The sequence below is a fragment of the Halolamina litorea genome (assembly GCF_026616205.1).
Lineage (GTDB): Archaea > Halobacteriota > Halobacteria > Halobacteriales > Haloferacaceae > Halolamina > Halolamina litorea.
The window spans coordinates 1,442,571-1,462,689 of the sequence record NZ_JANHGR010000001.1; the positions used below are offsets into that span (position 1 = coordinate 1,442,571).

General features: G+C 68.1%; 27 protein-coding genes. 14 read left to right on the forward strand and 13 right to left on the reverse strand.

Annotated features, from left to right (window positions below; genetic code table 11):
• Nucleotides 1–26: 26 nt before the first annotated feature.
• Both NO998_RS07510 and NO998_RS07515 read right to left on the reverse strand, forming a co-directional pair.
• The gene (locus NO998_RS07510; RefSeq protein WP_267646489.1) at nucleotides 27–857 is read right to left on the reverse strand and encodes an RIO1 family regulatory kinase/ATPase domain-containing protein; all 831 of its coding nucleotides are present in this window, start codon (nucleotides 855–857) and stop codon (nucleotides 27–29) included.
• Between the two features lie 204 nt (nucleotides 858–1,061).
• Nucleotides 1,062–2,039 (reverse strand): deoxyhypusine synthase, encoded by a 978-nt coding sequence (locus NO998_RS07515; protein ID WP_267646490.1) that lies wholly within the window; start codon nucleotides 2,037–2,039, stop codon nucleotides 1,062–1,064.
• A gap of 122 nt (nucleotides 2,040–2,161) precedes the next feature.
• Between NO998_RS07515 and NO998_RS07520 the strand changes: the two genes are divergently transcribed.
• Nucleotides 2,162–2,677, forward strand: coding sequence for a GNAT family N-acetyltransferase (locus tag NO998_RS07520; RefSeq protein ID WP_267646491.1), 516 nt, complete (start codon nucleotides 2,162–2,164; stop codon nucleotides 2,675–2,677).
• Between the two features lie 67 nt (nucleotides 2,678–2,744).
• On the opposite strand, the gene NO998_RS07525 is transcribed toward NO998_RS07520, so the two are convergent.
• Entirely contained in the window at nucleotides 2,745–2,906 is a 162-nt protein-coding gene (locus NO998_RS07525) for a hypothetical protein (RefSeq protein ID WP_267646492.1), read from the reverse strand.
• A 135-nt stretch (nucleotides 2,907–3,041) separates the two neighbouring features.
• On the opposite strand from NO998_RS07525, the gene NO998_RS07530 reads away from it, so the two are divergent.
• Genes NO998_RS07530 through NO998_RS07540 form a run of 3 tightly spaced genes read left to right on the forward strand, consistent with a single transcriptional unit; the run spans nucleotide 3,042 to nucleotide 5,594 of the window.
• A complete protein-coding gene (locus NO998_RS07530) occupies nucleotides 3,042–4,004 on the forward strand; it encodes an ABC transporter ATP-binding protein (protein WP_267646493.1) in 963 nt (320 codons plus the stop codon).
• The gene (locus NO998_RS07535; protein WP_267646494.1) at nucleotides 3,997–4,785 is read left to right on the forward strand and encodes an ABC transporter permease; all 789 of its coding nucleotides are present in this window, start codon (nucleotides 3,997–3,999) and stop codon (nucleotides 4,783–4,785) included. The genes NO998_RS07530 and NO998_RS07535 overlap by 8 nt, the downstream gene beginning before the upstream one ends.
• Nucleotides 4,782–5,594 (forward strand): ABC transporter permease subunit, encoded by an 813-nt coding sequence (locus NO998_RS07540; protein WP_267646495.1) that lies wholly within the window; start codon nucleotides 4,782–4,784, stop codon nucleotides 5,592–5,594. Before NO998_RS07535 ends, NO998_RS07540 begins: the two co-directional genes overlap by 4 nt.
• Here NO998_RS07540 and NO998_RS07545 read toward each other — a convergent pair.
• The 7 genes from NO998_RS07545 to NO998_RS07575 all read right to left on the reverse strand — a co-directional run bounded on the left by NO998_RS07545 (nucleotide 5,591) and on the right by NO998_RS07575 (nucleotide 10,791).
• Nucleotides 5,591–5,989: a helix-turn-helix domain-containing protein gene (locus tag NO998_RS07545; protein WP_267646496.1), complete on the reverse strand. Its 399-nt coding sequence runs from the start codon at nucleotides 5,987–5,989 to the stop codon at nucleotides 5,591–5,593. The genes NO998_RS07540 and NO998_RS07545 overlap by 4 nt on opposite strands.
• Before the next feature lie 144 nt (nucleotides 5,990–6,133).
• The gene (locus NO998_RS07550) at nucleotides 6,134–7,174 is read right to left on the reverse strand and encodes a sulfite exporter TauE/SafE family protein (protein ID WP_345781127.1); all 1,041 of its coding nucleotides are present in this window, start codon (nucleotides 7,172–7,174) and stop codon (nucleotides 6,134–6,136) included.
• Nucleotides 7,174–7,323, reverse strand: coding sequence for a DUF7512 family protein (locus NO998_RS07555; RefSeq protein WP_267646498.1), 150 nt, complete (start codon nucleotides 7,321–7,323; stop codon nucleotides 7,174–7,176). The genes NO998_RS07550 and NO998_RS07555 overlap by 1 nt, the downstream gene beginning before the upstream one ends.
• 124 nt (nucleotides 7,324–7,447) lie before the next feature.
• Nucleotides 7,448–8,620 carry an inorganic phosphate transporter gene (locus tag NO998_RS07560; protein WP_267646499.1) on the reverse strand — a complete coding sequence of 391 codons (1,173 nt, stop codon included), beginning with the start codon at nucleotides 8,618–8,620 and terminating at the stop codon, nucleotides 7,448–7,450.
• Nucleotides 8,621–8,636: 16 nt separating this feature from the next.
• Nucleotides 8,637–9,074 (reverse strand): DUF6691 family protein, encoded by a 438-nt coding sequence (locus NO998_RS07565; protein WP_267646500.1) that lies wholly within the window; start codon nucleotides 9,072–9,074, stop codon nucleotides 8,637–8,639.
• Entirely contained in the window at nucleotides 9,071–9,622 is a 552-nt protein-coding gene (locus NO998_RS07570) for a YeeE/YedE family protein (RefSeq protein ID WP_267646501.1), read from the reverse strand. The genes NO998_RS07565 and NO998_RS07570 overlap by 4 nt, the downstream gene beginning before the upstream one ends.
• Nucleotides 9,622–10,791, reverse strand: a complete 1,170-nt coding sequence (locus NO998_RS07575; RefSeq protein WP_267646502.1) for an MBL fold metallo-hydrolase — start codon at nucleotides 10,789–10,791, stop codon at nucleotides 9,622–9,624. Before NO998_RS07575 ends, NO998_RS07570 begins: the two co-directional genes overlap by 1 nt.
• A 216-nt stretch (nucleotides 10,792–11,007) precedes the next feature.
• Here NO998_RS07575 and NO998_RS07580 point away from each other — a divergent pair, with 216 nt between their 5' ends.
• Nucleotides 11,008–11,250, forward strand: a complete 243-nt coding sequence (locus tag NO998_RS07580) for a sulfurtransferase TusA family protein (protein ID WP_267646503.1) — start codon at nucleotides 11,008–11,010, stop codon at nucleotides 11,248–11,250.
• Complete coding sequence (locus tag NO998_RS07585; RefSeq protein WP_267646504.1) at nucleotides 11,247–11,825, forward strand: DsrE/DsrF/DrsH-like family protein; 579 nt, start codon at nucleotides 11,247–11,249, stop codon at nucleotides 11,823–11,825. The genes NO998_RS07580 and NO998_RS07585 overlap by 4 nt, the downstream gene beginning before the upstream one ends.
• 9 nt (nucleotides 11,826–11,834) lie before the next feature.
• Here the strand turns inward: NO998_RS07585 and NO998_RS07590 are convergent, their stop codons facing one another.
• Nucleotides 11,835–12,395 carry a class I SAM-dependent methyltransferase gene (locus NO998_RS07590; RefSeq protein WP_267646505.1) on the reverse strand — a complete coding sequence of 187 codons (561 nt, stop codon included), beginning with the start codon at nucleotides 12,393–12,395 and terminating at the stop codon, nucleotides 11,835–11,837.
• Nucleotides 12,396–12,486: 91 nt separating this feature from the next.
• On the opposite strand from NO998_RS07590, the gene NO998_RS07595 reads away from it, so the two are divergent.
• The 4 genes from NO998_RS07595 to NO998_RS07610 are packed head-to-tail and all read left to right on the forward strand — an operon-like array spanning nucleotide 12,487 to nucleotide 15,353.
• Nucleotides 12,487–13,605, forward strand: coding sequence for an MBL fold metallo-hydrolase (locus NO998_RS07595; protein WP_267646506.1), 1,119 nt, complete (start codon nucleotides 12,487–12,489; stop codon nucleotides 13,603–13,605).
• 2 nt (nucleotides 13,606–13,607) lie between these two features.
• Nucleotides 13,608–14,201 (forward strand): class I SAM-dependent methyltransferase, encoded by a 594-nt coding sequence (locus NO998_RS07600; RefSeq protein WP_267646507.1) that lies wholly within the window; start codon nucleotides 13,608–13,610, stop codon nucleotides 14,199–14,201.
• Nucleotides 14,202–14,247: 46 nt separating this feature from the next.
• The gene (locus tag NO998_RS07605) at nucleotides 14,248–14,640 is read left to right on the forward strand and encodes a DUF302 domain-containing protein (protein WP_267646508.1); all 393 of its coding nucleotides are present in this window, start codon (nucleotides 14,248–14,250) and stop codon (nucleotides 14,638–14,640) included.
• Nucleotides 14,641–14,645: 5 nt separating this feature from the next.
• Nucleotides 14,646–15,353 carry a DUF2270 domain-containing protein gene (locus NO998_RS07610; protein WP_267646509.1) on the forward strand — a complete coding sequence of 236 codons (708 nt, stop codon included), beginning with the start codon at nucleotides 14,646–14,648 and terminating at the stop codon, nucleotides 15,351–15,353.
• A gap of 36 nt (nucleotides 15,354–15,389) precedes the next feature.
• On the opposite strand, the gene NO998_RS07615 is transcribed toward NO998_RS07610, so the two are convergent.
• Nucleotides 15,390–16,496 carry a type IV pilin N-terminal domain-containing protein gene (locus tag NO998_RS07615; RefSeq protein ID WP_267646510.1) on the reverse strand — a complete coding sequence of 369 codons (1,107 nt, stop codon included), beginning with the start codon at nucleotides 16,494–16,496 and terminating at the stop codon, nucleotides 15,390–15,392.
• Nucleotides 16,497–16,663: 167 nt separating this feature from the next.
• Between NO998_RS07615 and NO998_RS07620 the strand changes: the two genes are divergently transcribed.
• The 3 genes from NO998_RS07620 to NO998_RS07630 all read left to right on the forward strand — a co-directional run bounded on the left by NO998_RS07620 (nucleotide 16,664) and on the right by NO998_RS07630 (nucleotide 19,276).
• Entirely contained in the window at nucleotides 16,664–17,575 is a 912-nt protein-coding gene (locus NO998_RS07620; RefSeq protein ID WP_267647198.1) for an ABC transporter ATP-binding protein, read from the forward strand.
• Nucleotides 17,572–18,393 (forward strand): ABC transporter permease, encoded by an 822-nt coding sequence (locus NO998_RS07625; RefSeq protein WP_267646511.1) that lies wholly within the window; start codon nucleotides 17,572–17,574, stop codon nucleotides 18,391–18,393. The genes NO998_RS07620 and NO998_RS07625 overlap by 4 nt, the downstream gene beginning before the upstream one ends.
• 61 nt (nucleotides 18,394–18,454) lie before the next feature.
• Complete coding sequence (locus NO998_RS07630) at nucleotides 18,455–19,276, forward strand: ABC transporter permease (RefSeq protein ID WP_267646512.1); 822 nt, start codon at nucleotides 18,455–18,457, stop codon at nucleotides 19,274–19,276.
• Between the two features lie 20 nt (nucleotides 19,277–19,296).
• On the opposite strand, the gene NO998_RS07635 is transcribed toward NO998_RS07630, so the two are convergent.
• Nucleotides 19,297–19,608 carry an ASCH domain-containing protein gene (locus NO998_RS07635; protein WP_267646513.1) on the reverse strand — a complete coding sequence of 104 codons (312 nt, stop codon included), beginning with the start codon at nucleotides 19,606–19,608 and terminating at the stop codon, nucleotides 19,297–19,299.
• A gap of 123 nt (nucleotides 19,609–19,731) precedes the next feature.
• Between NO998_RS07635 and NO998_RS07640 the strand changes: the two genes are divergently transcribed.
• Nucleotides 19,732–20,079 carry a thioredoxin family protein gene (locus NO998_RS07640; protein WP_267646514.1) on the forward strand — a complete coding sequence of 116 codons (348 nt, stop codon included), beginning with the start codon at nucleotides 19,732–19,734 and terminating at the stop codon, nucleotides 20,077–20,079.
• Nucleotides 20,080–20,119: the final 40 nt, after the last annotated feature.

The following is a 20,119-nucleotide window of genomic DNA, read 5'->3' on the forward strand; positions in this document are numbered from 1 at the left end:
CGGTTCAGAACGCAGCCGACTGCGGGCTAGTCGCCGCGCTCGGCGGCGTCGGCGCGCTTCTCGATCTCGCCTTTGAGTTCGGCGGCGGCGAAGGTGTGGTCCGGCCGGACCGAGACGAAATCGAGGAACTCCCGCGCCTCGAGCAGTTGCGTCTCGTCGTAGTGCTCGAGCGCCGCGTCGACGGCGGCCTTGGCGCCGATCAGCGGTTCCAGCGCCGCGAGCGCACACGCGAGGTCGTAGGAGCGCGCCGCCGCCATCGACGGCCCGCCGTCCTCGTCCTCGCGGACGTTCGTGGCGTCGATGACGTACACCTCGCCGTCGACGACGAGGACGTTCTCCGCCCGGAGGTCGCCGTGAGCCAGCCCGTGGTCGTGCATCGTCCGCAGCGCGGCGAACACGTCCGGGGCCAGTCGGCGCTCCTGGGCCTCGGGCACGTCGTCGAGCACGTCGAACTCGGGGAGGTACTCCATCACCAGCACGCCCATCCCCTCGACCTCCAGCGCCTCGACTGGTTCGGGGACGTTCAGCCCTACGTCACGGAGCCGCTCGGTCGCGTCGAGTTCGTGTTCGGCCATCTGGTAGGGCGTGCCGTAGTGCCCGAAGAACCCCTCGGTCCCCGAGGAGAACGCCCCGAGGTTCCGGGTCGCGGTAAAGAGCGCGTGGACCAGCGAGTTCTGCTCGGTCACCAGCTTCACGAAGTACTCGTCGTCGAGCACCAGCGGAGTCGAGAGCCAGTTGTCCGCGTCGAGAAAGCGGACGTGCACCTCCTCGCGATCGTAGCGGTCGGCCAACTCCCGGACGACGGACTCGATCAGGGACCACTCGGGCTGGCCCCGGACGAGCTTCCGCAGTTCCATCGAGCGAACGTTGGGCCCCGACCAGTATAAACGGCGGTGGCCGACCAAGTTCGAACCGTCCGAACCACTCAGACTGTTCAGAATGTGTGGACATTTCTGACAGTCCGAACGGCGCCGACGGTGAGGGTCGGACGGGTCGTGGACGGGCACGACGCCGGGTCCGGGGAAACGGCCGCGTCGACCGCATTTCGCGGGGGAGGACAGTCAGTCGTTGGCGAACGCTTCGGCGACCAGCAGCGGGAACACGAGCGTCGCTTCGGCCTGGACCTGCGTGTAGTTCGTTCCCTCCTCCTTGATCTTCCCCCACGAGACCGCCTCGTTGGGCGGCGCGCCGGAGAGCGAGCCGTCGCCCTCCATCCCGGTAGAGATGTAGACGGCGTAGTCGGCGCCGCCACGGAAGAGGTTCGTCATGATCGCGTGGTGTTTCGGGATGCCGCCGCCGACGACCAGCAGCCCCGTGGTGTCGGCGAGCATGCCGTTCTCGATCAGGTCGTCGTAGTCGGCCATGATCTCGATGCCGATGTCGGTGTCGTGCTGCTTGCGGTAGTAGTAGAGGAAGTTCCCGACCTCGGCGTCGTTGAGCGCCGGGCAGTAGATGGGCACGTCGTTGTCGGCGGCCTGCTTGAGGACGGAGTCGGGGTCGTCGAGGGTCTCGCCGAGTTCGCGGGAGAACTCGGTGGGGGTTCGGACCTTCTCCTCGGCGAAGAAGTCGTCGAAGAAGTCATAGAGGTACTCCTCCAGCCAGACGTAGCGATCCGAGGGGACGTAGATGTTGCCGAGTCGGTTGATCCCTTCCTCGCGGAGCGCGGCCTCGTCGGCGTCCCACTCGCCCATCTTGAACGGCTTGGCGGTCTTGATCACGTCCTCGGTCAGCGAGCCGGAGGTGGTGATGATCACGTCGACGAACCCCTCGCGGACGAGGTAGGCGACGACCTCCCGCAGCCCCGAGGAGATGATGTTCGAGGTAAGCGTGAGGTAGATCTGTGCGTCGTTCTCCTGCATCTGCTTGGCGATGTCCACGGCCTCGGCGAGGTGGGTCGCCTGGAAGCCGGTGGTCGCGTAGGCGTCGAGCATCTCGCCGAGGTCGAACTGACCGCGGAAGTCGTAGCCGCGCACGTCCTCGCCGGCGATGTCGGCCTCGCTGCCGGGGACGACGTGGTCGTGGCTGTCGTCTTCGTCCATACCGGCGGTAGCTGGGGGGGACTCTTGAACTGCGTGGGTTGGGCCGGCGGCGGGACAGCGGCGGTGGGAAAGGAGTCTGCCGCGAGGGGAACGCCGAAACCCCCCGCTCGCGTACCCCGACCGTGCACCTCACGATCCGCCGGTTCGAGCGCGTCGACCGCGACGCCGTCGACGACGTCGTCGAGAGCGCGCTCCGCAGCGCCGACGCCTACTTCGAGGACGTCCCCGCGCTGGAGGACGGCGACATCATCGCCGAGTACGTCGACGCCGGCGGGGCGTTCCTCGTGGGCGAGCGCAACGATGTGGAGGCGAGCGAGATCGTCGCCACCGCCGCCTTCCGACCGCCGACGGGCGTCGCCGCGGTGTTCGTCGACGACGACGGCTCGACGGCCGAGGTAAAGCGGATGCACGTCCACCCAGACCACCACCGCGAAGGGGTCGGGCAGCGGATGTACGACGAACTGGAGGCTCGGGCACGCGAGATCGGCTACGACCGGTTGGTCCTCTCGACGACCGGCCGGCAGACGGCCGCTCACGCCTTCTACGAGTCGAACGGCTTCGGCCGGATCGGCTCGACGACGGCGGCCGTCGCGGACACGACGCTCTCGATCCTGGTCTTCGAGAAGTCACTCGACTGAGTCACGACGGCCAGCGTCTGCACGGCCGTCGCTGCTCGCGGCGACGACACGGCGGACTCGGCAGTGGTTATGCCCGGTCGGCGGCGTTCACGTAACAGTCCGCGTGTACGGGCGACGCCTCGTCAACCCCGATAAACGGCGCGAGTGGGTCCGCCGCGTCGACGACGTGGGACTCCTCTGCATCACTGACCCGTTGTAGACAGTACGGACACCGGTAGTCTTCAACCATCCCCACCAGCCCCACCGAACCCAGTCGGATAACTGTGGTCACGGGACGACACGATGGCGGCGACTCCCGCCCGAGCGCGCCCACGGTCCGTACGAGCGACATCTTGATACCGCTGGTAGTGTCAGTTCCAAGGAGATGCCCGCCATCCGAACCGACGGCCTGACCAAGTTCTACGGCGACGTTCGCGGAGTCGAGGACCTCACCCTCTCCGTCGAGGAGGGGGAGGTCTTCGGCTTCCTCGGCCCGAACGGGGCCGGGAAGACGACAACCATCAGGACCCTCATGGGCTTTCAGTCGCCGACGGAGGGGTCGGCGACGGTGCTCGGCGCCGACGTGACCGACGCCGCCGCCCTCAGGGAGGCTCGGGCCCGCGTGGGCTACCTCCCAAGCGAACCCGGCTTCGACGAGCGCGTGACCGGTCGCCGACTGCTGGCCTACCACGGCGCGCTCCGGGGCGACTCCCGGAGCGAGGAACTGCTCGAACTGTTCCACCCGCCGCTCGACCGTCCCGTCGGCGACTACTCGCGGGGGAACCGACAGATGCTCGCCATCGTCATGGCGTTCATGCACGACCCGGACCTCCTGATCATGGACGAGCCGACGTCGGGCCTCGACCCGCTGAAACAGGAGACGTTCCTCGAGTTCATCCGGGCCGAGAGTGACCGCGGCACGACCTTTTTCTTCTCCTCGCACGTCCTGAGCGAGGTCCGGAAGGTGTGTGACCGGGTGGGGATCATCCGACAGGGTCAGTTGGCGGAGCTCTCGTCGGTCGACTCCCTGCTCTCCCGGAGCGGCAAACGGGTCCGGGCGACCGTCGACACCCTCGACCACGACGCCTTCGACCTCCCGGGCGTCCACGACCTGACCGTCGGCGGCGGCTCGCGCCGGAGCGGGGACGGCGGCTCGACGACCGTCTCGTTCACCTACACCGGCGCGTACGAACCGCTGCTCGAACGGCTCCTCGAGTTCGACCTTCAGGACCTCGCCATCGAGGAGGCGCCCCTGGAGGACGTGTTCATGCGGTTCTACGACGAGGGGATCGACGAGCGCGTCGAGGCCGTCGAGGACGGCCGGGACGGGGAGGCAGAGGATGCTTGACACCGCCCGCTACGAGGCCGAGCGGCGCTTGACCGGTTCATTCGTGCTCGCGGTCGGGCTGGCGGCGTTCGCCGGGATGATGACCCTGATCGCACCCGGCGTGATCGGCGAGGTCGACCTCGAGGCGCTCGCCGAACAGCTCCCGCCGGGCATGGTCGCGGCGTTCGACCTTCGGGTCATGGGGACGATGGCGGGGTTCATCGCGCTCGAACTGTACGAGTTCCTCTGGCTGGTCGGCCTCGGGGCGTACATCGCCTACATCGGCGGCGGGACCATCGCCGGCGACGTGGCGACCGGGCGGATGGACACCCTGCTGTCGGCACCGATCTCCCGGGAGCGACTGCTGGTCGAGAAGTACCTCGCCCTCCTCACGCCGATCCTGTTGGCGAACGTCGCGGTGTTCCTGACCGTGTTCGCGGCCTCGCGGGTGGTGAACGAACCCATCGCCGCCGCCGACCTGCTGGCGGTCCACGCGCTCTCGATCCCGTACTTCCTCTGCTGTGGCGCCTTCGGTGCGCTCGCGTCGGTCATGACCGCCGAGCGTGCCGTCGCCGAGGGGATCGCCGCCGGGGGCGTCGTCGGCGCGTTCCTGCTCGAAACGATCGGCGCCGGGGCGAACGTCGACTGGCTCGGCACCCTCTCGCCGATGCGCTACTACGACCCGCTGGCAGTACTGACCGCCAGCGAGTACGACGTGGCGGGTGCAGGCATCCTGCTGGCGGCGGCGGCGGTGATGCTGGTCGCCGCCGCCGTGGTGTTCCGGGAGGTGGATATCGCGTGAGCGCCGACTCCGACGGCTCGGCGCTCCGGACGGTCGCCCGCTTCGAGGCCGAGCGCCGCCTGCGGACCGCCGTCGTAGCCGCGGCCGTGCTCTCGGCGTACGGCGTGCTGTTCGTCTGGGTCGGCCCGGAACTGGTCGGCGGGGAGGAGATGCAGGCGCTGCTCGACGCGATGCCCGCGGTGCTGACGGCGATGCTCGGCTTCGAGAGCCTCGCCTCCCTCTCGGGGCTGCTCGCCGGCGAGTACTACACGTTCGGCTGGCTGGTCGGTCTTGCCGGCTACGTCGCCTACAGCACCGCCGGCGCGGTCGCCGGCGACGTGGAGCGCGGGCGGATGGATACCCTGCTGTCGGCGCCGGTCTCGCGGCCGACGGTACTCGTGGGCTACTTCCTCGCGCTGTTGGTCCCGATCGTCGTCGTCAACGCCGTCACGGCGCCCGTGTTGTACGTCTCGGCGGTCCTCTTCGACGCGACGCTATCCGCCGAGCGACTGGTCGCGTTCCACGTGCTGTCGATACCGTACCTCCTCTTCTGGGCCGGCGTCGGCCTGCTGCTCGGGTCGGTGACGGATCGGAGCCGTGTCGCCGGCCGGGTGGCGCTCGCGCTGGTGTTCGGGTCGTGGTTGGCAGAAGCGGTGTTGGACGTCACCGACTACGCGTGGGTCGGGGCGGTCCTGCCGACGCGGTACCTGGATCCCTCCGGGATACTCGTCGACGGCGAGTACAATCTCGTGGCAGCGGCGGTCCTGCTGGCCGGGACGGCCGTGATCGTCGGGCTGAGTCGTGCAGCGTTCGCTCGGCGCGACCTCTAACTCTCGGCGGAAGCGGGGGTCTCCTCGTCGTACTTCTCGCCGAACTCCCCGATCAGGTTCCCCACCTTCGCGTACCAGTCGTTGAGGGTGCGCTGCATCTCGCCCGCGATCTCCTGGGCGTCGCGCGGGTGGTAGACGTGGTGGTAGCCACCCTGCTCGTAGTTCACCTGCTCCTTCTGGAGGAAGCCGGCGGTGAGCAGCCGCTGGACCGAGCGGTAGGCCGTCGAGCGCTCACGGTCGACCGCGTCGGCGATCTCGTCGACGGTCAGGCCGCCGCCGCGCTCGTTCAGCAGGCGGAACACCTCCTTGTCGATCCCCTTCAGGTCGTGGAAACACTCCAGCAATCCCTCACACTGCATGTCCGAGCGGAGCATCTCCTGCATCGAGTCAGCCATGTCTATCTAAGTGTAGCGTTCGGACGCTCAAAAGTGTTTGCATAGTCGGCACAATACTGCCGGATACGCGGCGGGCTCGCGCCGGCGTCGGCATGGCTGTCGCTGGGGTATCGATCACTCCGAAAAAATCACGCGGAATGGCGTTCAGTCGGCCGTCGAGGTCGTCGTCGTCGTCGACTCGGCCCGGAGCTCCCGGATCGAGCTAACGACGACTGCGCCGGCGACCAGCACCGCGGCGCCGACGATGATGACCAGCGACACCGTCTGAAGGACCGGGACGTCGATCGCGTTCCCGACCTGTCGGACCGCGACCGCGATCGAGCCGAGCAGCAGCATCACGCCGAAGTACACCTTGATGTCGTCCTCGTTCACCAGGTCCGTCGCTGCCGCTCCCAGGCGCGCACCGAGTGCGCTCCCGGCCAACAGCGGCACCACGATGGTGAGGTTCACCGCGCCGTCCATGGCGTACAGGAAGCTCCCGATCCCGCCCGAGAACACGATCTCGAACAGGTCGGTCCCGACCGCAATCGGGACCGGCACGCCGATCAGGTAGAACAGCGCGGGCATCCGGATGAAGCCGCCGCCGACGCCGAGGAAGCCCGACAGCAGCCCGGTCGCGAAGGCGACTCCCAGGATCAGCCACAGCGAGACCCTGATGCCGCCCCGGAGCTTCATCATCGGCGGGATGTTGTAGGACTGGATCTTCTTGGCGATGTCTGGGATGTCGTCGGCGTCGATCTCGCCGTCGGCCTCGTCGTGGTCGGGGCTGAGCCCGCCGCCGTCACCGTCCCCCATCGCCGTGTAGGTGACGAACAGGCCGATCCCACCCAGGAGGAGCACGTAGATCACGCTCACGACGGTGTCCGCGAGCCCGAGGTCCTGGAGGAAGTGCAGGCCGATCTTCCCGACCTCGATCCCGCCGGTCGTCCCGGCGATCATCAGCACCCCGAGCTTGTAGTCGACCTGCCCCAAGTCACGGTGTTTCAGGGTCGCAATCACTGAGGTCGCGAACACGAACGCGAGGCCGGAGGCGACCGCCACGTCGGTCTCGTACCCCATCACCATCAGTGCGGGCGTGACGAGGAACGACCCCCCCATCCCGAAGAACCCGAACAGGAGGCCGATCAGTACGCCGAACCCGGCGAACAGCGCGAGAAACGTCACGCTCACGCCGAACAGTTCCATCATTCTCCGCTCACCATCTTCACGAGCGTCGGTCCGAAGAGCCGCTCGAGCGCTCCGTACCCGATGTACAGAATGATGGCCTCGAGCAGTACGACTCCCATCACCAGGCCTGCACCCTGCAGGCCGGTGGCGTTCTCAAGCCCGAACATCGATCGTCCCTCCACGCAGTCTTGTGCAGTTCATGGGTTTCTACTCACATCGACGTAACCGGGTGACCTATTTAACGGTTTTGGGATTACTGTGCAATACTGGCCCCCTCCTCGTTCCCGACGGTCAGGGAAGTATCGCCGCAACGCCGTAGGCGAGACCGAACGCCAGCACGAACGAGCCGGCCCACGCGCCGACTGTAACCACGATCTTTCGCCCGCTGATGGCGTCACGGCCGCCGACGGCGGCGCCGCTCCCGATGATCGCACTCACCACGATCTCGTTGAACGAAACCGGGACGCCCAACAGGACGGCGGTCTGGGCGATCAGGAACGACGGCACGAGCGCCGCGATCGAGCGCCGCGGGCCGAGCGACGAGTAGTCTTGGGCCAGCGACTTGATCATCCGTGGTGCGCCCGTCCACGACCCGACCAAGATGCCGAAACCACCGCCGACGAGCACTGCGAGCGTCGAGACTGTCTCGATGCCGTCCAGCAGCGGGAGGAGTGGACCGACTGCGAGCCCAACCTGGGATCCGCCCGCGGAGAACGCGACCAGCGAGCCGAGCCCGAGCAGAACGCGACTCAGCCCCGCGGAGGGATTGCGCTGGATATCGATCGAGACCGCGGCCGCGACGCCGACGAACGCGAGCAGAGTGACTAGCAGGATGCCGGCCCACCCGAGTCCGATCAACCCTCCCACAACGGAAGCGATGGAGCCACCCCCCCGGCTCGAACCGAGGAACGCGAACTCGATGTTCATCGTCACCGCACCGACCAGCCCCGCGAGGGCCGCGACGCTGAACCGCTCGGGAACGTCGGGCCGCGGGAGTACGCTCGCGATGGCGTACGCGATGCCGCCGCCGACGAAGGGGGTAAACACCCAGACGGCACCGATCTGCGTGTACTTCGGCCAGACGGGCTCGCCGCCCATGGCCAGCCCGATCCCGATCACCGATCCGGTGACGGTGAACGCGGTCGCGATCGGGTAGCCGGTCTTGATACCGACCGCCATCAGCCCGGCGCCGATCACGAGAACCCCGATCACGCCCGACAGCGGGAGACTCACGCCGCCGACGAGCCCACTTCCGACCGCTTCGGAGACGTTCGCGCCCTGTGTTACAGCGCCGGTGAAACCCAGGATGCCGACCACGAACGCGGCCCGCATGGTGGATATCTCGTTTGCGCCGACAGCGGGGGCAAACGGAGTAGCACCGCTCGAACCAGCGCCGATGACCCACGCCATGAACAGACTGGCGATACCTGCTGCCACGAAGAGGGCGATGAATGCGAGGTCCATCGAGGAAAACGAGGGGTTAGTTCGACCCGCGCGAGCGGATGTACCCCTGGCCGTACGCGCCGAGGAACATCCCGGCGATCGCCCAGAGGATCGGGAGGTTCCCGATGCCGACGCTGGCGTAAGCGGCCCCGGGACAGATCCCCGAGATCCCCCAGCCGACGCCGAAGACCACGCCGCCGACGATGACGTTGCGGTCGAACTCTTTCACTCGGCGAGTGTACTCGCTCCCGGTCAGGGGCGCAGTGCTGTCGAGGCGCGTCGCGACGGCGAAGACGATCCCCGTCACGACCGCGGCGCCACCCATCACGAACAGGAGGCCGAAGTCCTCGAACTGCAGGAAGTCGAGGACGACCTCCGGGCGGGCCATCCCGCTGATGGCCAGCCCCAGCCCGAAGATGAGCCCGCCGGCGTAGATCGCCGCCGTGAACAGCGGGTGTCGGCCGGCGTCGCTCATGGCGACACCCCCACGGCCTGCACGAGCTGTGCGGTCCCGATGGCGAACGCCATGAACGTCGCGACGTTCACCAGCGACGTGTTAGAGACGGAACCGACGCCACAGACGCCGTGGCCCGACGTACACCCCTTCCCGAGTCGGGTGCCGACGCCGACGAGGACGCCGCCGCCGAGCAGTCGCCACCACTGGACGTCGGTGGTCCACGCGCCCGCCTCGGTCGCGAGCCCCGCCGTCGACGCGAACGAGGGCATCGCCGCGGTGAGTTCGGGGCCGAGGAGGAAGCTCCAGAGCGCGGCACCGCTGACGATCCCCGCCGTGAAGACGACGCGCCAGCCCCGCGACTGGACGTACTTGAACCGGTTGAACCGGTCCACGTCCGAGACGTACGACAGCGTCGACTCGAGGAACGTGCTCGCGCCGGCGATGATCCCCGTCGAGAGGTAGATGACCGAAGCGCCGGCGCCCACGAGCAGCCCCCCGAGGAGGTACGGCAGTACCCCTCGCGGGAAGAGCTCACCCGCCGCGAGCAGCGGTGTCAGCGCCGTCATCAGTCGGTCATCGCCTCTTCGCTGGCGGCACAGTTGTTCGGCCCGAGTTCGAGTTCGAACGCCGTTTCGTCGTCGGGCGCCTCACGGCCGAGGTTCGAGGCGATGATCTCCTCGTAGTTCGCCGGCCGCGGGGGCATCCCGTCGACGATGAACTCGACGAACGACTCCTCGTCCATCGTCAGCGCGTCCATGCGCTCGACGAGGTCGCCCAGTTCGGCGGTGTAGGTGCCGTCGTCGTTCGGCGTCGCCGAGTCGCTGAAGTGTGCCGGTGCGATCACGGTGTCCTCCGGCAGCGGCAGGACCTTCTCCTGCAGGCTGTCGTACAGCGTGCGGGCGGCGTCCTTGGCGGCCTCGGGGTCCTCGAGGTCCGGCCGCGCGACGCTCTCGGTGAACAGACCGTCGCCGGTGAACAGCACGTTCCCGACCTTGTAGGCCGTCATGCCGGTCGTGTGGCCGGGTGTGTGGACGACCTCGATCTCGGCGTCACCCACGGAGAGCGTGTCGCCGTCGGCGACGGTCTCGTACTCGCGGTCGTAGTCGACGCCGCGTGCGTCCGCCGCCTCGGGGATCACCGCGGTCGCGCCGGTCTCGTCGGCGAGGTCGCGGATGCCCGAGATGTGGTCGGCGTGGATGTGGGTGTCGACTGCGTAGGTGAGGTCGACGCCGAGGGTCCGGGCGTCCTGGACGTACTCGTCGGTGAACGCTCGGAGCGGGTCGATCACGGCGGCCTCGCCCTCGGAAGCGACGAGGTAGGCGAGACAGCCACTGGAGGGTCGTCGGTACTGTGCGACGGTCGCGTCGGCGTCGGTCTCGAGCTCCTGGTACTCGTAGATCCGCGCCCAGCCCTTCATCCCGCGCTCGAGGTGGTCGACGTCGAACCCCTCGTCCTGGAGGTTCTCGGCGATCATCTCGCTGGAGCCGCCCTTCGCACAGAGGACCGTGATCCGGCGGTCCTCGGGCAGCTGTTCCTGCAGCTCCTCGGGGATCCCGTCGAGGAGGTCGAAGTAGGGGTGGTTGATCGTCTCGGCACCCTCGATGCGCCACTCCGCGAAGTCGGCCTCGGAGCGCACGTCGAGGAGGAACACGTCCTCGCCGGCGTCGATGCGGTCTTTCAGCGCTTCGGGCGTGATCGACGCGACTGCAGCGTCGGTCGTGGATTGATCGGACATCGTCGTTCCCGAGTACCGGCCGCCCCGCAATAAGGGTTTGGATAGATTTTCGCTAACTACACAAGACCGGTACAGCGAACACGGCCATTTTGACTCTTTATTGTTTGTTTACGCGCTAGCGTGCGATGCTTCGGCGGCCCGGTTGTGCGCAGTTACAGAACAGCTATCGATATGCTTTTACCGCCGGGTCCAATATTGGGCGATGAAGCCAAAACCATGACCGAGTACGACATCACCGAGACCCTCGACGTGAAAGGAGAGAACTGCCCGATGCCCGTCGTCAAGACCAAGCAGGCCATCGACGGCCTCGCCGGCGGCGACGTGCTCGAGGTGGTGGCCACCGACTCCGGGAGTATGAGCGACCTGGGCGGCTGGGCCGACACGACCGAGGGCGTCGAGCTTCTCGAACAGGAGGAGGGTGACGGCGTGTACAAGCACTACGTGCAGGTGACCGAATGAGTACCGACACGACCGGCGGCGACGCCGCCGCGGCCGAGGACGCCCCGACCCGTGCGGAACTGGCCGCGCGCGTCGAGGAACTGGAGGAGTCGCTGGCGGCCGTCGAGGACGACGGCGAGAAGAAGATGTCCATCATCGCCACCAAGGGCACGCTGGACATGGCCTACCCGCCGCTGATCCTCGCCAGCACCGCGGCCGCGTTCGGCTACGACGTGACCGTGTTCCACACGTTCTGGGGGCTGGACATTCTCCACGAGAAACACTCGAAGAACCTCAAGATGAGTTCGGTCGGCAACCCCAACATGCCCGTACCCAACGCCATCGCGGCGCTGCCCGGGATGGACCGCATGACCACGCGCATGATGGAGGGTCGCATCGAGGACAACGACACGGCCACCATCGAGGAGCTGCTGGAGACCAGCCTCGACATGGGCGTCGAGTTCCAAGCCTGTCAGATGACCATCGACCTGATGGACTACGACGAGGACGACTTCTTCGACGGCGTCACCACCGGCGTCGGCGCGGCGACGGCGATCCAAGACATGGCCGACGCCGACATCCAGCTCCTGATCTAACGCCCCCTTTTACGGCGCCCGGGCGACCAGCAGGAACGTCTCGGGCCGACTCGCCCCGAACTCGACCTCGAAGCCGCCGGCTTCGAACTGTTCGATGGCGTCCTCCAGACCGTAGCGCTCCGACACCGGCGGCCCGGCCTCACCCTCGCCGTCGGCGGCCCAGTCGGCGATGCCGATACGCCCCCCGCTGGCGACGACGCGGGCGAGTTCCGCGATCGCCTCGTCGGTCGCGAACTCGTGGAACGTCATCGTCGAGAACGCGCCGTCGAGTTCGTCGTCGGCGAAGGGGAGGTCCGCGACGCCCGCGGTGACGAGTTCGACGTTCTCGGGGACCCCGGACTCCCGGTGGTACTCGTGCATGGCCTCCTGTACGTCGACGCCGTAGACGGTGCCGGCACGCTCGGCGACCTCGCGGGTGTAGAAGCCGGTCCCGCTCCCGAGGTCAGCCAGCGTCGACGAGTCTGTCGGCGAGGCCGCCCAGACCAGTTCGTCGACGGAGACGTATCTGAACCGCGTTGCCGGGTCTTCGAGCGCCGACGCCTTCTCGGGGTCGAACGTGTGGTGTCCCATCGTCGAGAAGGCGGGAGCGAGGGACCATAGGGCTGCCGACGGGAGCCCGAGGAACAGATTTATGGATGCGTATTGTGTAGTGATGCACGTAATGAACAATACCATCTCGGCCGACGAGGTCGCACGGCGACTTCAGGACGAGTCCGACGACCTGTTCGTCCTCGACGTCCGCAACGAGGACGACTTCGAGGAGTGGCAGATCCCGGGAAGCACGAACCTCCCGGTGTACGACGAGCTACTCGACCACGAGTTCTCGACGTTGGAAGCCCACCTCGACGAACTGCCCGAGGACCGCGAGATCGCCATCGTCTGTGTCGGCGGAGTCACCTCCTCGCGCGCCGCGGCGGTGCTGCGCGACAACGGCTTCGAGGCCGCGTCCGTCGCCGACGGGATGAACGGCTGGGGCCGGGTTCACCGCGCCTACGAGGCCGACGGCGTCGAGGGCGTCGTCCAGATCGTGCGGCCCGGGACCGGCTGTCTGTCCTACCTCGTCCACGACGGCGAGTCTGCCGTCGCGGTCGACCCGAGCCAGTACGTCGACGTGTACCTCAACGCCGCCGAGGAGCGTGACCTCGACATCGTCGCCGTCGCGGACACCCACGCCCACGCGGACCACGTCTCGGGCGGCCCCGATATCGCCGCCGAGCACGACGTGCCGTACTACCTCCACGAGGCCGACGCGGGGGATCGAGACGACGTGACGACGGTGACTGACGGGGACTCGATCCCGGTCGGGAGCCGCGAACTCGACGTGCTCTACACGCCGGGGCACACTCCCGGCAGCGTCTCGTTCCAGTTCGGCGACGGCCTGCTCTCAGGTGACACGCTGTTCCTCCGGAGCGTCGGCCGCCCCGACCTCGAGGACAGCGACGAGGACGCCGTCCGGACCGCAGCCAGCGAGCTGTTCGACAGCCTCAACGGCCTGCTCGCGCTCGACGACGACGCCGTCGTCCTGCCCGGCCACTTCACCGACGAGACCTACCGGCCGCTCCAGACCGACCTCGGCGCGCTCCGGGACGAGACGACCAACGAACTGTTCAGCTACGCCGCCGACGGCGACCGTGAGTCGTTCGTCGAGACCATCGTCGAGAGCCTCGCCGACGAGCCGGCCAACTACAACCAGATCAAGCAGATCAACTGGGGCAACGAACGCGCCGGCGAGGACGCCGAGGCGCTCGAACTCGGCCCGAACAACTGCGCGGCCAACTGAGCGTGCCCGACCGCTTCCGCAACACGGCCCAGCCCGACCGTGACTGGTGGGAAGCGCTCTGGGAGGACCCGGCTCGAGTCGTCGAGCGTCTCGGGGTATCGACCGGGGACCGCGTCGCCGACGTCTGTGCCGGTGACGGATTGTTCACGCTCGCACTCGCGGAACGGACCGATGAGGCGGTCTACGCGGTCGACCTCGATATCGACCACCTCTCGACGCTGGAAGGGAGCGCCGAGGGAGCCGGGCTATCCGTCGAGACGGTCGAAGCCGACGCACGCCAACTCGACGACGCGCTGCCGGAGCCGGTAGAGTTCGTCCTGCTGGCGAACACGTTCCACGGCGTCGCCGACCCGACGGCGTTCGCCCGAACGGTCGCGACGACCCTGACAGACGGCGGGCGGTTCGCCGTAATCAACTGGCGTGATCAGCCCAGAGCCGAGACGGCGGTACTGGGCGAGCGACGCGGCCCGCCGACTGACCTGCGGATGCCGGCCGGCGAGACCATCGACGCCGTCGGCGACGCGGGGTTCGAACTCGACGCGGTCATCGACCTACCGCCGTACCACTACGGTGCCATCTTCTGCCCGGCCCCCTGACCGATCGGTCACAACACATAAGGGGACTGCAGCGGTATTGTGCGATATGGTCTATACTCTAGACGAGACGGTCGATGGTGCGTTCGACGACGTAGTCGAGACGACGATCGACGCCCTCGACGACGAGGGGTTCGGTGTCCTCTGTGACGTGGACGTCCAGGCGACGTTCGCGAAGAAACTCGACGCGGAGTTCCGCCAGTACCGGATTCTCGGGGCCTGCAACCCGCCGCTGGCGAAGCAGGGTCTCGAGGCCGACGTCCGCCTCGGCGCGCTGTTGCCCTGTAACGTCGTCGTCTACGAGACCGACGAGGGCGACGTGGGCGTCAGCGCCGTCGACCCGGAGACGCTGCTGTCGGTCGTCGACGACCCCGAACTCGACGAGATCGGCGCCGAAGTGCGCGAGCGCTTCGAGCGCGTGCTCGATGAGGTGAGCGCCTAACGCAGATGGCCGACGGCTCGCCCGAGGACGACGACGAGACGGGGCCCGCTCCCCACGAGATCGGAGCGGGGCTGTTGGACGAGGAGATGGGGCCCAGTTCCGCGATGGCCCACCTCTACCGCGGGGAGGTCCACCGGATGAAGTTCTGGCGCGAGCGGCTGGACCGGACCACCCGCTGGGCGGTCATCGTCGTCGCCGCCCTCATCACGTGGGCGTTCGCCAGCCCGAACAACCCCCACTACGTGCTGCTCGTGGGAGTGGTGACCATCGGGGTGTTCCTCACGATGGAGGCCCGTCGCTACCGCGGCTACGAGATCTGGCGGACCCGCGTGCGGATTCTCCAGGAGAACGTCTGGTCCTACGGGCTGGACCCGTCGCTGGGCGTCGACGACCCCGAGTGGCGCGAGAAGCTCGGGCGTGATTACCGGACGCCGACGGTGAAGATCAGCGCCGAGGAGGCCATCGCCCACCGACTCCGCCGGATCTACCTCCCGCTCTCGGGCGTGGTGCTCGGCGCGTGGCTGCTGCGCGTGACGGCGTTCACGAGCGAGCCACTCCCCGCGAGCGCGTCGATCGGGATGATCCCCGGCGTCGTCGTCATGGGCGTCGTCGCGGTGGTCTACCTCGGCGCACTGTTCGTCGCCTGTCGCCCCCGGACGTGGCACGCGAAAGCCGAACTCCGGGCCGAGGAACTGCGGGAGCGGCAGGGGTAGTCACCGACGGACCCAGTCGGGCCCTCGGGCGGTGGCTCAGGCGTCGTTCCCGTTCCCGTTCTCGTTCCCGTTCGCGCTTGCCGACCGTGTCTCGGACGGACAGAGCACCACGTTCCGCTCCCGCGACTCGTAGACGCCGGGTCGATCCTGCTGGGTGAAAAAGGAGACCAACACGACCGCGTCCTGGTAGTCGTGGTTGTCATCGTTGAAGTCGAAGAGGTAGATCGCCTGGTTGTCCCGAAGCGAGATCGAACCGTTCTCGACGTACGGGTCGACGTACGCCGCGGCGGACTGCTGTTCGTCGGCGCCGCCGAAGTCGGGGGCGTCGTCGCCGTCGCGGTACACCCGGACGTTGTCGGTGTTGTCGGTGCTACTCACTCGGACCCAACTGGTGGTACAGCCGAAGAAGAAGGAACACTGGCGCTGCTGGCCCGCGGCCCCGATCTCCAGGCTGGTCCCCGACTCCTGTCGGGAGACGCCGTAGGCGCCGACCAGCGTGTCGCTGTCGCCGACCATCCGCCACGCGTGTTCGAGGGCGTCGTCGACGCTGACGGTGACGTTCACGTACGCCTCCCGGTTCGGGGCCGACCAGCCGGTGCCGACGAACTTCACGTTCGCCGTGTAGGGGGCGGTGGCCCGGACCTCGGCGCCGTCGATGACGAACTGCCCGCGTTCGATCGGTACCGTCTGCGTCGAGAGTTCGTAGCCGGTACCGCCGTCACCGCGGTAGGTCAGGGTGATCGACGCCGAGTCGGCGTCGCCCGCACAGAGCACCGACTCGTTCAGGTCGAGGGTGAGCCGTTCCCCGACGCTCCACCGACCGTCGTTCAGCGCGCCAGCGTCGCTCTCGGTGGCGGGAATGCTGACGGTCCGCCCGCCGACATCGACCGTCGTCGTCAGCGCGTCGGCGTCGACGGGGTCGCCGCCACGGTGGACGACCTCCAGCGTGTGTCGGGTCTCGTTGCCCTGGATGGCGACCTCGACGCTCTCCTCGCTGGCGGCGAACGGCGGCGGCGCCTGTAGGGAGTCGCTGATGCCGAGGGCCATCACCCCGACCGTGGCCGCCAGCGCAACGATGATCACGATCATGAGGGCCGCGCCGATGACGGGCGAGATCGCACGGTCCTCTGACTGGGACGGCATAGGGGTGAACAAACAGTCAACCGCCATAACTCCCCGTGGCGCAGTTCTCAGGAACGATACGGGTGCACGGGACGGCAGAGCCCCGGGCCGCCACGGCGCGGAGTTGTTAGGAATCAAGTACTACCGACTTTATACCTGACGGGGCGGAGCCACCACCAGAGAGCGTGATGCCGGCAATCCAGACACATCGCGTCTCCAAGCGATACGGGGACGTCACGGCGGTCGACCGGGTCGACCTCACGGTCGAGAAGGGAGAGATATTCGGCTTCCTCGGCCACAACGGCGCCGGGAAGTCGACGGTGATCAACATGCTGCTCGACTTCGCGCGGCCCACCGAGGGCCGCGTCGAGGTGTTCGGCATGGACGCCCGCGAGGAGAGCGTCGCCGTGCGGGAGCACATGGGCGTGCTGCCGGAGGGCTACGACGTCTACGACCGCCTCACCGGTCGCCAGCACCTCCAGTTCGCCGCGGAGTCGAAGGGCGTCGAGGTGGAACCGGTGGCGCTGGCCGAGCGCGTCGGCATCCGGGACGCCATCGACCGCCCGGCCGGCGGCTACTCGAAGGGGATGGCCCAACGGCTGGTGCTCGGAATGGCCCTGATCGGTGAGCCCGACCTGTTGATCCTCGACGAACCGACCTCGGGGCTCGATCCGGGCGGCGCCCGACGGATGCGCGAGATCATCCACGAGGAGAACGAACGCGGCGCGACCGTCTTCTTCTCCAGTCACATCCTCGAACAGATCGAGGCGGTCTGTGACCGCGTGGGCATCATGCACGAGGGGCGGCTACAGGCCGTCGACACCATCGACGCGCTGCGGGACGCCGTGGCGGGCGGGACGAAGCTCCGCGTGACCGTCGACGACCCGAGCGAGGCCCACCTCGACACGATAGAGGGCGTCGACGGCGTCGACGCGGCATGGATCGAGGACGAGGCGTTCTCGGTCACCTGTCCGAACGACGTGAAGATGGACGTGCTGGTCGCGCTCGACGACGCCGGCGTCGACGTGCTCGACTTCTCCACCGAGGAGGCCTCGCTGGAGGACCTGTTCGTGGAGTACACTCGCGAGGGAGGGCAGTGAGTTGGGCCGTCGTCGCCCGCAAGGAACTGCGGGACGTGCGAGGCTCGCGGCGCACACGCTGGCTGCTCGGCGCGGTCGCGTTGCTGTTCGTCGTGGGCGGGTACCTGCTCCCGATATCGGGGTCCCCCGAGCCGACGAGCGCCGACTACGCCTCGTTCATGGTGAGCGTCGTCGCGCTGGTGGTGCCGCTGGTCGGCCTGCTGCTCGGCCACCGAACCATCGTCGGCGAGCGCGCCTCGGGCCGGCTGACGCTGTTGCTCTCGCTGCCGTACGACCGGCTGGACGTGGTGGTGGGGAAGTTCCTCGCTCGCACGGCCGCGCTCGGCGCCGCCATCGCCGTCGGCGTCGTCGCCGGCGCCGCGCTGGTGAACTACCCGTTCGGGAGCTTCGAGGCGGGGACCGTCGGCGCGTTCCTGCTCGGGACGCTGCTGTACGGCGCCGCGTTCGTCGGCGTCGGCCTCGCGGTGTCGACGGCGACGACCTCGACGGCCGTCGCCAGCAGCGCCGCGTTCGGTGTCTTCGTCCTGTTCGTCGCGGTCTGGTCGCAGCTCCGCGGGGTGTTCCTGGCGCTGCTCGACTATCTCGGACTCGCCGACGGCACGATGCCCGACTGGGCGCTGTTCCTCTACGGCGCCGAGCCGGGGATGAGCTACCGCCGGCTCGTCGACGGCTTCTTCGCCGGCGTCGAGACGGGTCCGTACCTCGGTCCCGAGGCACCGTGGTACCTCGGGGAGTGGGTCGCCGCGGCCCTGCTGGCCTGCTGGGCGCTCGGCCCCGTGACGCTCGGCTACCTGCGGTTCCGGAGTACTGACCTATGACTCGGTACAGTCACCGTTCCGGATCCGGACCGGCGACCGGCCGACTGACCGGGGGTCGCCGATGAGTTGGCGCGCTATCGCCCGGAACGACCTCCGCGGGGCGCTCGCCACCCGCGGGGTCTGGACGCTGACGGCCGGACTGCTCGCGCTGTTCGCGGGGCTGGGTTACGCCATTCCGCGACTCGCCGGCAGCCCCGAGGTGCCGTTCTCTGCGTACCTCGACCTGCTGGTCGAAATCATCGTCCCGCTGTTCCCGCTGATCGGCCTCGTACTCGGCTCCCGAGCGGTCGTCGCCGGCCGGGCGTCGGGGACGGCCACGCTGGCGCTCTCGCTGCCGAACTCCCGGCGTGACCTGGTGATCGGCAAGTTCGTCGGGCGCGCGGCGGCGCTCGCCGGCGCGATCGCTGTCGCGGGCGCCCTCGCCGGCGCCTACCTCGTCGCTAGCTACGGCGACTTCGCGGCCGGCGACTTCCTGCTCGTGCTGCTGGCGACGTTCGGCTACACGCTGGCGTTCCTGGGACTGGCAGTCGGCCTCTCGACGGGCGTCGCCAGCCCACGCCGGGTCATCGGCGCCGCCTTCGGCGCGTACGTGGCGTTGGCGATGCTCTGGACCACGCTGGTCGACGCCGTGATGCTCGTCGCCTTTCGGTTCCGGGCGCCGATGGAGACGCCCACGTGGGTGGAGTTCGCCCGCTTCGTCGAACCGGGGACGAGCCTGCGCTACCTGCTGGCGACCGGGATGGGGGTCGGGACGGCACCCCCCGACGCCGTCGTCGGTACCGAACCGTTCGTCTCGACGGCCGGCGCGCTGACGGCGGTGATCGCTTGGACGGCGGTGCCGGTGCTCCTGGGCTACGCTCGCTTCGAGCGCAGCGAACTCTGAAAAGGCGGTTTTCGGGCGAATTAGGCGCGCTCGAAGCGATGGCGGACGATCCGGCTGTCGTCGTCCCACTCGAAGTCGTCGTGGGACATCTCGAGGATCTCCTTGTAGTGGTCGAGGTCCCGGGCGCCCTCGGCGCGGGCGTCCTCATCGGTCATGTCGCCGAGTTTCCGCTCGGTCACGTCGACGATCTCGAAGGTGACGCCGTCGATCTCGAAGGTGTCGCCCTCACTGGCGTAGGCCTGCCCGCGGTGGATCTGGGTGACCTCGCCCTCGAGGGCCTGTTGTCGCATTCGTTCGCTCGGGATCAGTTGTGCGGAGTGGTCGCTGCTCATCGTCGGACGTGGGGTCTCGCGGCGTAAATACCTCAGGACGGCGGAGAGCCAGCGGCCCGGAGCGCTCCCGGCGCCGACCGCCGCGGTCGCGGGACGTAAGCCCCCCCGGTGCCTACGGTGGGTATGAGCGAAGCGTACGAGAAGCCCCACCGACTCGACACCGGCGACGAACTGGACGCCCTCGTCGCCGAGTGTGACGTGCTCCTCGTGGATTTCTACACCAAGGGCTGCACGCTCTGTCAGTCTATCGAGCCGATCGTGGGCAACGTCGCCCGCGCGACGACGGCGACCGTGGCGATGCTGAACCCACAGACCGACCTCGACCTCGTCGACGAGTACGACATCAAAGGCGTACCGACGCTGCTGCTGTTCGAGGACGGCGAACTCGTCGGCCGGATGGCCAGCGGCTTCGAAGGGACCGAGGTGGTCGTGACGTTCGTCACCGAGAACAGTTCGGCCGAGCGGCGGTAGGGCTCTCCTCGCCGACGACATCCCTCGAACCACCGCGGGA

What these genes read in the sequence shown, in the direction of transcription:
- NO998_RS07510 (WP_267646489.1), bottom strand. Translation starts at nt 857, where the DNA reads ATGGAACTGCGGAAGCTCGTCCGGGGCCAGCCCGAGTGGTCCCTGATC.
- NO998_RS07515 (WP_267646490.1), bottom strand. Translation starts at nt 2,039, where the DNA reads ATGGACGAAGACGACAGCCACGACCACGTCGTCCCCGGCAGCGAGGCC.
- NO998_RS07525 (WP_267646492.1), bottom strand. Translation starts at nt 2,906, where the DNA reads ATGGTTGAAGACTACCGGTGTCCGTACTGTCTACAACGGGTCAGTGAT.
- NO998_RS07530 (WP_267646493.1), top strand. Translation starts at nt 3,042, where the DNA reads ATGCCCGCCATCCGAACCGACGGCCTGACCAAGTTCTACGGCGACGTT.
- NO998_RS07535 (WP_267646494.1), top strand. Translation starts at nt 3,997, where the DNA reads ATGCTTGACACCGCCCGCTACGAGGCCGAGCGGCGCTTGACCGGTTCA.
- NO998_RS07545 (WP_267646496.1), bottom strand. Translation starts at nt 5,989, where the DNA reads ATGGCTGACTCGATGCAGGAGATGCTCCGCTCGGACATGCAGTGTGAG.
- NO998_RS07550 (WP_345781127.1), bottom strand. Translation starts at nt 7,174, where the DNA reads ATGGAACTGTTCGGCGTGAGCGTGACGTTTCTCGCGCTGTTCGCCGGG.
- NO998_RS07555 (WP_267646498.1), bottom strand. Translation starts at nt 7,323, where the DNA reads ATGTTCGGGCTTGAGAACGCCACCGGCCTGCAGGGTGCAGGCCTGGTG.
- NO998_RS07560 (WP_267646499.1), bottom strand. Translation starts at nt 8,620, where the DNA reads ATGGACCTCGCATTCATCGCCCTCTTCGTGGCAGCAGGTATCGCCAGT.
- NO998_RS07565 (WP_267646500.1), bottom strand. Translation starts at nt 9,074, where the DNA reads ATGAGCGACGCCGGCCGACACCCGCTGTTCACGGCGGCGATCTACGCC.
- NO998_RS07570 (WP_267646501.1), bottom strand. Translation starts at nt 9,622, where the DNA reads ATGACGGCGCTGACACCGCTGCTCGCGGCGGGTGAGCTCTTCCCGCGA.
- NO998_RS07575 (WP_267646502.1), bottom strand. Translation starts at nt 10,791, where the DNA reads ATGTCCGATCAATCCACGACCGACGCTGCAGTCGCGTCGATCACGCCC.
- NO998_RS07580 (WP_267646503.1), top strand. Translation starts at nt 11,008, where the DNA reads ATGACCGAGTACGACATCACCGAGACCCTCGACGTGAAAGGAGAGAAC.
- NO998_RS07585 (WP_267646504.1), top strand. Translation starts at nt 11,247, where the DNA reads ATGAGTACCGACACGACCGGCGGCGACGCCGCCGCGGCCGAGGACGCC.
- NO998_RS07590 (WP_267646505.1), bottom strand. Translation starts at nt 12,395, where the DNA reads ATGGGACACCACACGTTCGACCCCGAGAAGGCGTCGGCGCTCGAAGAC.
- NO998_RS07595 (WP_267646506.1), top strand. Translation starts at nt 12,487, where the DNA reads ATGAACAATACCATCTCGGCCGACGAGGTCGCACGGCGACTTCAGGAC.
- NO998_RS07605 (WP_267646508.1), top strand. Translation starts at nt 14,248, where the DNA reads ATGGTCTATACTCTAGACGAGACGGTCGATGGTGCGTTCGACGACGTA.
- NO998_RS07610 (WP_267646509.1), top strand. Translation starts at nt 14,646, where the DNA reads ATGGCCGACGGCTCGCCCGAGGACGACGACGAGACGGGGCCCGCTCCC.
- NO998_RS07615 (WP_267646510.1), bottom strand. Translation starts at nt 16,496, where the DNA reads ATGCCGTCCCAGTCAGAGGACCGTGCGATCTCGCCCGTCATCGGCGCG.
- NO998_RS07620 (WP_267647198.1), top strand. Translation starts at nt 16,664, where the DNA reads ATGCCGGCAATCCAGACACATCGCGTCTCCAAGCGATACGGGGACGTC.
- NO998_RS07630 (WP_267646512.1), top strand. Translation starts at nt 18,455, where the DNA reads ATGAGTTGGCGCGCTATCGCCCGGAACGACCTCCGCGGGGCGCTCGCC.
- NO998_RS07635 (WP_267646513.1), bottom strand. Translation starts at nt 19,608, where the DNA reads ATGAGCAGCGACCACTCCGCACAACTGATCCCGAGCGAACGAATGCGA.
- NO998_RS07640 (WP_267646514.1), top strand. Translation starts at nt 19,732, where the DNA reads ATGAGCGAAGCGTACGAGAAGCCCCACCGACTCGACACCGGCGACGAA.